Origin of the sequence: Providencia alcalifaciens (genome assembly GCF_020271745.1) — a bacterium.
Classification (GTDB): Bacteria; Pseudomonadota; Gammaproteobacteria; order Enterobacterales; family Enterobacteriaceae; genus Providencia; species Providencia alcalifaciens_B.
The window spans coordinates 4,099,747-4,112,162 of the sequence record NZ_CP084296.1; the positions used below are offsets into that span (position 1 = coordinate 4,099,747).

General features: G+C 45.0%; 6 protein-coding genes. All 6 read right to left on the reverse strand.

Features of this window, described 5'->3' with window-relative positions; all coding sequences use genetic code 11:
• Positions 1-201 precede the first annotated feature (201 nt).
• Entirely contained in the window at positions 202-1,323 is a 1,122-nt protein-coding gene (ispG, locus tag LDO51_RS18985; RefSeq protein WP_225575806.1) for a flavodoxin-dependent (E)-4-hydroxy-3-methylbut-2-enyl-diphosphate synthase, read from the reverse strand.
• Positions 1,324-1,501: 178 nt separating this feature from the next.
• On the reverse strand, positions 1,502-2,452 hold the full coding sequence (rodZ, locus tag LDO51_RS18990) for a cytoskeleton protein RodZ (protein ID WP_225575807.1): 951 nt from the start codon (positions 2,450-2,452) through the stop codon (positions 1,502-1,504).
• A gap of 199 nt (positions 2,453-2,651) precedes the next feature.
• Positions 2,652-3,797 (reverse strand): bifunctional tRNA (adenosine(37)-C2)-methyltransferase TrmG/ribosomal RNA large subunit methyltransferase RlmN, encoded by a 1,146-nt coding sequence (locus LDO51_RS18995; protein WP_410431076.1) that lies wholly within the window; start codon positions 3,795-3,797, stop codon positions 2,652-2,654.
• 225 nt (positions 3,798-4,022) lie between these two features.
• Complete coding sequence (gene ndk, locus LDO51_RS19000; RefSeq protein WP_006658631.1) at positions 4,023-4,448, reverse strand: nucleoside-diphosphate kinase; 426 nt, start codon at positions 4,446-4,448, stop codon at positions 4,023-4,025.
• Between the two features lie 287 nt (positions 4,449-4,735).
• Positions 4,736-7,057, reverse strand: a complete 2,322-nt coding sequence (pbpC, locus tag LDO51_RS19005) for a peptidoglycan glycosyltransferase PbpC (RefSeq protein ID WP_225575808.1) — start codon at positions 7,055-7,057, stop codon at positions 4,736-4,738.
• Between the two features lie 112 nt (positions 7,058-7,169).
• Entirely contained in the window at positions 7,170-12,209 is a 5,040-nt protein-coding gene (locus LDO51_RS19010; protein WP_225575809.1) for an alpha-2-macroglobulin family protein, read from the reverse strand.
• Positions 12,210-12,416 lie beyond the last annotated feature (207 nt).

Here is a 12,416-nt window from a genome sequence, read left to right on the forward strand (position 1 = left end):
TTTTCAGAATTACATAAGGTCGATTATAAGAGCGAAATGTCATCAGGTTCAATCAACAAACTGCAAATCCACTATGGAATCGGGAATTATCTGTTGATTTTGGTCGCTATGGCGTAATTTTAAGAAAAAATGACCGTGATTAACACTGCTAATCACGGTGATAAATAAAAAACTGACTCATGATGAGCCAGTTTCTAAATATTATTTCTCTATCTGATTAATATTTATTCGCATGCTTTCGTCTAGCATTGCCGCTTTGGCTCGAATTTTAGCTTCTAGCTGATCAATGATGTTGTTATTATCAAAGCGCTCTTTTTGACGAATACCATCTTCGTAGAATCCGCTCTTGGTTTTCGCACCCGCGACACCCAATGTGGACACTTCAGCTTCACCGGGACCGTTCACTACACAACCGATGATAGACACATCCATTGGCGTGATAATGTCTTCAAGTCGCTGCTCTAACGCGTTCACCGTGCCAATCACGTCAAATTCTTGGCGTGAGCATGTTGGGCAAGCAATAAAGTTGATGCCACGGGAACGAATACGCAGTGACTTCAGAATATCGAAGCCCACTTTGACTTCTTCAACGGGATCCGCGGCAAGAGAAATACGCAGTGTATCCCCAATGCCTTCAGAGAGCAGCATACCTAAACCAATAGCTGACTTCACGGAACCTGAGCGTGCACCACCCGCTTCAGTAATACCTAGATGAAGTGGTTGGTCAATTTTTTGAGCCAGTAGACGATAAGAGCCCACGGCAAGGAATACATCAGAGGCTTTCACACTGACTTTAAATTGATCAAAGTTCAATCTATCCAGAATATCCACATGACGCATGGCGGATTCAACCAACGCTTCTGGTGTCGGTTCACCGTATTTTTCTTGGATATCTTTTTCCAGCGAGCCGCCATTCACGCCAATACGAATAGGAATATTGTAATGACGAGCGCAGTCAACCACTTGGCGAATTCGCTCTTCGCTACCGATATTTCCCGGGTTAATACGCAGGCAATCAACACCATATTCTGCCACTTTTAAGGCAATACGGTAATCGAAGTGGATATCTGCGACCAAAGGGACATTGACTTGCTGTTTGATTAATTTAAAGGCTTCTGCGGCATCCATCGTGGGTACCGATACGCGCACAATATCCACTCCAACACGTTCAAGGGCTTGAATTTGGCGGACAGTCGCTTCGACATCGGTTGTACGGGTATTGGTCATTGATTGAACAGCGATAGGTGCGCCGTCGCCAACAGGAACATTACCGACATAAATACGGGTGGATTTGCGTCTTTTGATTGGTGATTCGTTATGCATTTTTATTTAATTCTCCGAACATCCATGTGCTCATTTTAATACCATGGCGCTCTTTAATATCATGGCATAGTGTACGGTCATTGCTTTAACGCGACCCACTATACACAAGAAAGCAAACTATAAACTATCACAAAGAGTGTTTTAGGATATAGTTTGCTTCTTTAATTTCGTAATATTTTTATGCTTCTGGCAACTTAAATTTCGCGGAACGTTTCGCTTTGATGAAACGGCTTAAATCAACGTTTTTACCTTGGAACGCCACAATCACATTGGCTGGTGCACCGATGTTTAAACGATAAGGTTGCGCACCATTAAGCTCTAATTTATCACCGCTATTTTTCATGCCGCTAAATAAAACTTTATTATTTGCGTCACGAATTTCTAACCAACATTGACCAGAGAAACTTAACGTTAAACCATTACCTGTTGTAACTGGCATCTCCGTTGTTTCAGGGGCATCAGTTTGGGCTCTATCTACAGAAGGCGTTGTTTGCGGCGCATTTGGCAGCGGGATAGTTTTTACACCTTCTGCGTCAGTATTCGTTGCTGGTTGAGTGTCCGTCAATACAGGTGCAGGGTCGACCTGCGGATCGGTTTGCACAGCGCTATTGTCAGTTGCAAGTGGCATATCAACCGCAATATTATTTACGGGTTCGCTACTATTTTGTTGAACCAATGCTTCATTTTGGTTCGCCATCGTTAACAGGTCTTTCTGTTGCGCATTGTGCTCTTGCCACCACCAAATACCCACCATAGCAATCAGCACAATGACTATCAGCCACGTCAGTTTCATTAGCCAACCTTCGCGTTTTTTACGCTTTTTACCTAATGAGTAGCTTTGCATTGGGGAAACATTGGAAGACTGCGCGGGAACATCACTTTTTAAGAGTGTGTTAATATCGTTTTCAGAAATTCCGACCATTCGTGCATACAGACGAATATAACCACGTAAAAACGTTGGCTCTACGCCCGCAGGATGAATATCTTGTTCTATTTCCTTTACCGTACTCACTTTAAGACACAGTCGCTCCGCAACCGTTTCTTGAGTTAGTCCCATACGCTCACGCGCTCGGGATAATAATTGCCCTACAGTGATAGAAGTTTGTTCGGTATTATTTTCGATAGTCATTAGCTGGCAACACTATTTCCAAGTTTAATTAATATAAAGCAGATTTCTCGCTACTTTACCCGTCTGATTACGTCATAATTTCCAACAACAATAGAGAAGATATGCCGCTTTAATTATTGTAGGCGAACCAGGGCGTTTTGCCTAACCATAAAACGCCCCGTGTTATAACCTAACTCACTGATTACATATTATCTATATATCAGACTGATTTTACCTGGATAGGTTCCCCAGCAAGGCGTTTTTTCAAGGTACGCTTCGTCCTATCAATAACATCCCCTGCCAGCTGCCCACATGCAGCATCAATATCATCACCACGAGTCTTGCGAACTATCGTGGTAAAACCGTACTCCATCAATACTTTAGAGAATCGATCAATTCGGCTGTTGGAACTGCGACCATAGGGCGCTCCCGGGAACGGGTTCCATGGGATCAAGTTGATTTTGCTTGGCGTATTTTTCAAACATTCCGCGAGTTGATGGGCTTGCTCAACGCTGTCGTTAATATGATCAAGCATCACGTATTCAACCGTGACACGCCCCGCATTCGCGTTGGATTTCGTTAAATAACGATTCACGCTAGCTAAGAATGTTTCGATATTATACTTCTTATTGATTGGTACGATGTCATCACGCACATCGTCCGTTGGCGCATGCAGAGAAATGGCCAGCGCGACATCAATCATATCGCCTAACTTATCCAGTGCAGGAACAACGCCTGAAGTGGAAATTGTCACGCGGCGTTTTGATAAACCGAATCCAAAATCATCTAACATGATTTCCATCGCAGGAACCACGTTGTTTAAATTCAATAACGGCTCCCCCATCCCCATCATCACCACGTTGGTGATAGGACGGCGGCCACTAGACTTCAGCGAACCGATGATTTTAGCCGCACGCCAAACTTGTCCGATGATTTCGGAAACACGTAAGTTACGGTTGAAACCTTGCTGGGCTGTAGAACAGAATTTACATTCCAATGCACAGCCAACTTGAGAAGAGACACACAGTGTTGCGCGATCAGCTTCAGGGATATACACCGTTTCAACCAGTTGATCACCGACTTTGATAGCCCACTTAATCGTGCCATCGGATGAACGTTGTTCATCAGCGACTTCAGGTGCTCGGATCTCAGCGACTTCTGTTAATTTCGCGCGCAGCACCTTGTTGATATCAGTCATTAGCTCGAAATCATCGTAGCAATAATGGTAAATCCACTTCATCACTTGGTCTGCACGGAACGGTTTTTCGCCGAGCTCAGCAAAAAATTCGCGCATCTGCTTGCGGTTTAAATCGAGCAGGTTAATTTTTTGACCGCTTTTTTCTGGCTGCCCATTTTTTTCTGGCATAGCAGATACAGCAGAAGGAGTTGCACATTGTGCATTGGTAGTCATATCAGACATTGAGTTTGCCTCGTTATTACACTTTCGGCAGTGCGAAAAGCACGACGTAAATTGGGATTGCGATTAGTCGGGACGACTAAAAAATAAATCACCCTGTTAACGCGATGATTAACAGGGCGACGTATTGTACAAATATTATAACAATAATGCTAATGCATTATTGAGAACGCCTTAGCGTGGGCAGATTTCGTCAGCAGCGAAGAAATACGCGATTTCACGTGCAGCAGACTCTTCTGAATCTGAACCGTGAGTTGCGTTTTCAGTGAAGCTGTCTGCGTAGTCAGCACGTAAAGTACCCGCTAATGCGTTATCAGGGTTAGTTGCGCCCATCAGGTCACGGTGACGTTGGATTGCGTTTTCGCCTTCTAACACTTGTAACATGATTGGACCAGAAGTCATGAATTCAACCAGACCATCAAAGAAAGGACGACCTTTATGCTCAGCGTAGAAGCCTTCAGCTTGTTCACGAGTCAGGTGCATCATTTTAGCAGCAACGATTTTGAAGCCTGCGCTTTCAAAACGGTTGTAAATTGCACCAATGACGTTTTTCTTAACTGCGTTTGGTTTGATGATAGAAAATGTACGTTGAACAGCCATAAATAACCTCTTAGCGATTGACTTGACTTTTACTCTTTATTCTCTGCTTTGTTTCTCTTACTTAACCCAATGTTTCCACTAGGATTTCAAGAAGGACATGTGAAGAACCAAGAATATGTGCCTGTTGTAGTTTTTATATTGTTTCTATTCCTGATGTTAGGAAGCAGAAAAATAGGGCGTTGATTATAGGGGCTTGGATTACAATTTCCTACAGTCACATCAACATTTTGTTAATCTTTTTGCAGCAATAAATGCTAACTTTTTAATTAAGTCATTGTTTTATGCTATTACTTGACCTTAAAGTTGATAGCTGTGACCTGACCACTCATATCTAAGACAGATATTTGGTAGTTTCCACTTTTTTCGAGCGTCAGCAAAATTGCCCCATTTTGCTCTGTATTGTTCACTTGCTCACCGTTTAAAAACCACCATTTTTGCCCTTGCCCACCTTGAGTGAGTAGACGTAGGTCTAAACTGATTTTTCCGGGTAAACGCTGTAGGACTTCCCCCTCGCGTATCCCTGAAATTAATAATGGCGGCATTTCAAAATTTAGCGGCGGACAAACTGTATCGGGCTTAGGCAGTCGATTCATTCGTTTTTCACTTGCGGGTAGCCATGACTCTACGGTGATAGGCCATAAATGGATCTCTTTTTCTTGAGCATTTGGGCAATCTGGTGCAACTTGTAGCCCCTGCTCATTCACCCACACTTTTTGTCTGAGTCCAAGAGAAGATTCTTGATCCCGTGCCATTAACGTTGGTGGAATAGTATTGTCTAGAATCCAACTCAAACGGCGCTGGCGACAATTACTATCTTCTTTCAATAATGAGGTTCCCCCCGGCCAGCAGATCACGGCTTGGCTAACACTCGCGGGTCTTGAATCTTTGGGGAGTACTTCGCGAGATTGATAAATTCGCGTCAGCAGCATGTTATTCACTTGGTTCATAATTGGGATCGCTGTGGCATAGCCAAGTTGCCCTGCAACTGGCGTGGCATCAGGGCGTCCAACCCAAACACCAATCGTATAACGCGGGTTCACACCAATCGCCCAAGCATCGCGGTAGCCGTAACTGGTCCCTGTTTTCCATGCAAGGTTTGGCTGTCCAGATAAATTAGCATCAGGGACTGGGCGGGCTTCTCCGGCCATAATCCGGCGAACAATCCACGCTGCACCCGGAGACATCAACGCACGATCTCGGATAACATCGGTCGGTCGATAACGCAGAGGAGAAACGTGCCCTTGGCGTGCAAATGCACTGTAAGCTGACACTAAATCTTCCATTCGCGCCGCCGTTCCCCCAAGGATCAACGATAAATTAGGCTCTCCGCCAACGGGGAAACGCAGTTCTGCGCCCACATTACGTAATTGCGCTGCAAAACGCTTACTGCCGTAGACATCCAGCAATTGCACAACGGGTAAATTTAATGAGCGCACTAACGCATCACTCACACTGACAGGGCCATTAAAGCCACTATCAAAGTTACCGGGACGATAATCATTAAACCGACGAGGCACATCCTGCAACAGTGATTCGGCGTGGATCAGGCCATCATCCATTGCCAGCGCATATAAAAATGGCTTGAGCGTTGACCCCGGCGAGCGCCATGCACTGATCATATCCACGTGACCAAAGCGGCTATCATCCTGAAAATCAATCGACCCAATATAAGCTTTCACGCTCATATCCGTATGATCAACCACCAGTAATCCTAAGGAAGTTTGCTTAGGTAGTTGGTTTTTCCAGTTCATTGCCATCTCTTCGAGCTGCTTTTGCAGGCTAGCATCAATGGTGGTTTCCACGATGGATTCTTGGGAATCTTTGATCATCCGACGCGCCAGTAATGGCGCTGAATGTGGATTTTTACGTGGGGCAAGCCAGATTTGCTCTTGCTTAATTTCATTGACTTTTTCAGTGCTCCAAACTTGGTATTCAGCCAGTCTGTCGAGTACTTTATCCCGTGCTGCTTGCGCCCGTTCTGGGTATCTATCAGGTCTTAAACGACTTGGCGCTTGCGGTAAAACAGCAAACAATGCCGCTTCACTTGCGGTCAATTTTGCGGGGGATTTATTCAAATAAACCCAACTGGCCGCTCCAATACCTTCAATCGTGCCCCCATAAGGCGCACGATTAAGATACATTTCGAGAATTTCATCTTTGGAATAGTGATATTCCAGCTGTGCGGTACGCCATAACTGTTTAAGCTTGCCACCAAACGTACGCTCATGTGGGTCAATCAGCCTTGCTACCTGCATTGAGATGGTACTGCCCCCGGATACAATGCGTCCTGAGCTCACTAACTGCCCGGCTGCACGCATTAACGAAAATGGGTTAATCCCCGGATGCTGATAAAAATGGCGATCTTCATAGGTTAATAACGCATCAATATATTCCGGCGAAACCTCGTCCAATTTAACCGGGAAACGCCAAATTCCTTCTTTGTCGGCAAAGCGCCATAACGGAGTCCCATCTCCCGCGACGACCGTACGCGCCATCTCAATCTGCTTGATTGGCAATGGCCAAATTTTATCTGCTGCTAAAAAGGCCAGTGGCAATACCACGACCAAAACCAGTAGCGTCCACCCAATGCGACGTAGCCATCTCTTCATTCGTCAATATACCGAGAGTTATTATTTGTTTTTATGATACTAAAAAAAGAGGGAAACACACGCTTCCCTCTTTATCTTCATCTAGTTCAATGATTCTCTAATTTAATATTAATTAACGAACCACTTCCAACTGACCATCGGAGTAACCTGTTGCACGCCATTCTGGCACATACATAGATTCCACCTGTGGCACTGGTTTGTTATACACACCCGGCGTAACCGCGCGAGCTAAGTAAACCAGTGTGGTTGGACGATATTGCTGAACTTCCACTGCCGCCACAAAACGGTCATCACGGTATTCCATATGACGAATTTGCGATTGCTGCATATCATCAATCATCTCTTGCAGATTTGGCGCTGATTCACTGAGGTTAGCGCTGCTATTGGCTAAGTTTTGGTTTTCCAATTCTAAGCCCGCAGGTAATAAATCCACCACCAGTGCATCAGGGACAGTTTGGTTGGCATTCACTTCCAACTTCACCACTACCATTTCGCCGCTTCTTAATCTATCGATTGAAACACGGTTGCCTTTCATATCGTAGTAGCTGCGTTTGATATCCAGTACATTTGAGTATGGCTTCGGTGAACGCATCGGGTAGCCGACAACATTCAAACGAGTATACAGTGTGCTGGTACCGCTGTTTTCAACACTATAACCATTCACTAGCTGTTGTTTCGTTAAGAACTCGCTCACTGGTTTATCTGAAACTAATGGCGGCTCTTGACCATTCACTAGCGCTTTCCATGGTGTTTCTGTCTCATTGGCATAGAAACGACCCGCTAAGTACAGGGCATTGCTCTCTTGAGTCGAGAAATACTTCTGTGAAGTCAGGTTGTTAGACAGCGTTTGCAGTTTCTGATCTCGGGATTTTGGCATCAAGTTATATTCATTCAATAATGCTACGATCATCGCATCATCACGGATAGCTGAGCCGTAATCACCAATGCTGCTGTAACGTGCGCTCTGTTTCTTCATACCATCAATAATGGCACTTTCACCACGCGCTTTATCACCCATCAGGTTTAATGCCACACCGAGTTGAACTAACGCTAAACCGCTGGTCGCATTATTGGCTTGACCATAGATTTGACGCAGTGCCCCTAATGGCGCTTTCTGCTGAGTCGCTAACACTAAGCCTGCATACGCCTGAGTCGCAAAGCGTGAAGCATTTGGCAGGTCGGTGTATGGGTAGTTAATTTGACTACCATCTTGTAAGTAGCTTAACAGACGTGCATTCGCATTATTCAACGCACTTTGCGGTACGGAGAAACCACGCTGATTCGCTTTATTTAAGAAATCCGTCGCATACGCGGTTAACCAATACTCTTCACGCCCCATTTTATCCCATAGAGAGAAGCTACCGTCATCACGCTGCATGCTCAGTAAGTGTGGGATCCCTAACTCAATCGCTTTATGGCGATCCGCATCAGTTTGTGAATTAATACCCAGTTTTTGTAATTCAGCTTGTGTAGAGAACAGTGACGGATACAGCCCGCTCACGGTTTGTTCTAAACAGCCGTATGGATACGCAAACAGCTCACGAATATAGCGCGCAATTTGCAGTGGAGGACGGCTCGTTAACAGCACTTGCCCTTCCAGCGTATCTTGCTGTAAATAAGCAAAATCATTGGTTGGTAATGACCAAATTTCACCCGGCTCAATCGCGGTAGCAAATGCCACGGTTTCCGCTGGTTGTGCTGGGCGTACACCCACTTTCCAACTGTTTTTGTACTCTTTCTCCGCTTCCCCTTCGACTTTTACGCCGTTGATGGTCATGGAGACTTCACCTTCACCAAAGCCATAATCAGCACTGACTGGCAGCGTCACTGTAGTACGTTTGCCTTTGGTCAGTTCGATATCACGGGTCGGTGCGCCGTCTAATGTCACCATGCCCGATGCTTTGAATGTGACAGTCACATTCTGCGTGTTGTCGGTCATATTGGTAAGATCTAACGCGAAGTAAGATTTATCGCCACCCGCCATAAAGCGAGGCATCGACATTTGCGTCACTAATGGTGCTGCAACAACGACTTTACTGTCTGCATGACCAAAATCTTTTTGGTTCCATGCTTGCGCCATTAAGCGTAACTCCCCATTAAAATCAGGGATTGCCAGCGTAATTTCACCTTCACCATTTTTGTCTAAAATGACCGGTTGCGCTTGCTCCGCAATGATTTGCACCTCTGTCAGAGGCTTCATACCACCACGTTCCAATGCCGCATCTTCACCATCACCACCAAAACGCAGGTTAGCTAACTTGCCTTGGCCTTCAATTAAGTGACCATACACATCATATTGGTCAACGCTATAGCGCTTACGACCAAAGAACGCATCGTATGGATCCGGGGTTTTAAAATCGGTGATATTCAAGACACCTGTATCGACAGCAGACAGCAACACGTTCACTTTTTCAGGCAGTGGCTTGCCATCTTGAGAAGTGGCTTTGATCTTCACTTTCAGATCTTCATTTGGGCGCATTTTTGTCGGCGCGTTCAGTGCCAATGCAATCTTACGATTTTCATCTGCTAGCGGCAGATGTAATACCCCAACCGCGCGTTTAACAGTCGCCTCTTTAGAATCATCCCCCGGGCGAACAACCACCGCTGAGATATATAAATCATGGCGCGCCCACTCTTTATTCACAGGCACTTCCACATCTAATCCGCCAGCTGGGACATCAATTTCCTGCCACCATAATGGCGCGCTGCTGGATTCAAGCAGAATATAGCCTTTACCTGCTTTTGGCGCTTCAATATGAACTTTCGCTTTTTCACCTGGTAAGTAAGCAGGTTTGTTCAAGCTTAATTTCACTTGGTCGGGACGTACAGAACCGCTGCCCCCCGTATTATCTTGCCAAGAGTAGCCCGCCCAAAATTGAATGCTACTTACCAGTTGATTCTCAGAGTTAGTAATTTCTAAACGGAATGAACCCCAATCTACAGGGAATGAAATCTTAGCGGTACCATCTTTCGCAATGGTGATATTTTCATTCGCCATCACGAGATCTTTTTGATCGTAATTAGATACCCAACCGCCACTTTCTGACCAGCTCCAGTAATAATCGCGGCGCTCATACACTAAACGTGCTGTGAGGTTATCAGCCGCAAGCTTGTTCCCTGCCATATCAGCCATGACAATTTCGAACTCAGCTAATGAATTTTCATCGACGTTATAACGCTTCGCGTAGCGATCTGTACGGTAATCGTAGATCTCTTTTTTCTCAAAGAGAGGACGAATGCCCACCAATTTTTTCGCTGGCCAAATCGCTTGCTCAGCACGACGAGTTACTGGCCGACCTCCTGCCTCTAATAAGCTAGCTTGCAGAACCGCTGTAATTGGTGAACGGGTTGATTCCCAGTTACTTTGCGGCAAGGAAATCACAGTTTCACCGCTACCATCTAAGGTTAAATCAAACTCATCCAGTTTACGTGGTAAACCTTCTTCATTCGTCGCACCGAATTCAAAGCCCGGCAATTTCGCAACCGCTTCACGATTTGCTTTCAGCAACACTTGCCCTTGCAACTGATTATCCGCGGCTGGGGCGCCGTAGAGGTAACGACCTTTAATGTCAAAGTCAACGGGCTGCGAACTTAATACCGGCTTCTCACTGCCTGTAATATCCAGCGCCATACGCTCTGGCATAAAATCTTCAACATTGAATTTGTAATAACGTTGTGGTGAACCATCACCTAAATCAAAACGCAGTGACCAACCACCCGTTTCAGCATTTTTCGGGATCTCTAGCTGATACTGGTACAGACCATCTTGTTTTTCATCCCCTTGCCATACAAAGCTCTTGTAGACTTGCCCATCCGTCTTTAAGACATCCACTTTGACTGGCTGAGATTTCACTGGCTGGCCATCGCCATCACGCAGTAAGCCATTCACTAGCAGTAATTCGCCCGGACGATATAAATCACGAGGACCAAATACAAAGAACTGTTTTGCATAGCCTGAAGGGCCTGAAATATCAAACTCAGACAGGTCTAATGCGGGTTGAGTCAAGTCAATCATACTGGTTTGCCCTTCGTGGGTTGCCAGTAATAATTTGCCACCAGCCAGTTTGTCTAACTGTGCATGACCGTCACCATCAGTCGTGCCTTTGGTGACTAATTGACCTTTTTCATCCAAAATACGCAGCTCGACACCTTTGATCGCCGAACCTTTGGCTAATGATTGAGTGAAAATATCCACACGATCATGATAGCTATGTAATGACACGCCGATATCACTGAGCGTAAAGACTGTCGCAGGGAATTGATAACTGTAGCTACCCGCTTTTTGCATAATAGCTAAGTAGACGCCATCTTGTTGTAGCTCTTTAATATCTTTTAATGGCAACAGAATGGATTGGCGGGTATTTTTATCTGGGTTTAAATCGAAACGCCCTGTGTAGGCTAATTCGACTTTATCGAGGAATTCATCGGAATACCAATATTCATAGTTACTGCGGTATTGCCACATCGCGAGGAATTGCGGTAATTGCTTTTCATCTACTCGAAAGAAATTCACGTCGATTTTATCCACGTTCAGCGCAATCACTGGCAAGCCTTGGGCAACTTTGCTTGGCAGCAAAGAGCCTTTACTTGCGAATCCAACGGTTGGAATAATTTGCGCCGTTTGGAATTTCTTCTCAAAGCTGTTGTTGATGGTGCGTTCGTTAACCGCTTTTATTCCCGGATTAACCGAAAGGTTTAATTCTTTTGATGGCGGTAAATGGCGGAATCGCAACTCCATCTGGTTATCAGATAGCTCCCAATCTCCATCCAGCTTGCCTGATTTCACATCCACCAGATTCAGATACTGACTAAAGTTTTGATTCGGTTGTAAAGGTACCGAGAACGTCACGACCATGGCGCTCGCACCATCTAGCTGTAATTCTGAGGCATCCAAAATTTCCAGATCTTTCCCGGCATATTTCTTCACTAACTCTTCATTGGAAAGCTTAGGCGCAGCCTGTTTGGGCTCTGCAACGGGTGCTGTTTTGGTACTTGTTTCTGCCGCAGAGGTTGAGACTTTACTCTCTTTTTTCGTCGTATCGTCTGTATTATCGCAACCCGCTAGTGCCATAACGGACGCTAAGGCCAATGCTACATAACGCTTTTTCGTTTTTAAACCCGCCAATGAAGTCCAACTTGATTGTTGTTTCATTACCGCCCCATCCCTTATTAAGTTAATTTATTATGTTCATGAAGCCCAAGAAAATGCTTGAACTTAAATACGTTGCGATGATTGAGCTTAGTGTGTAATCCGCAATAATAAGTATGCGCATTAATTGAATACATAATTTAACAGAATGTAACACCCACACCTATCAGACAAAACGGAAAAAACAGCATGAAAAAATAAAGACACGGA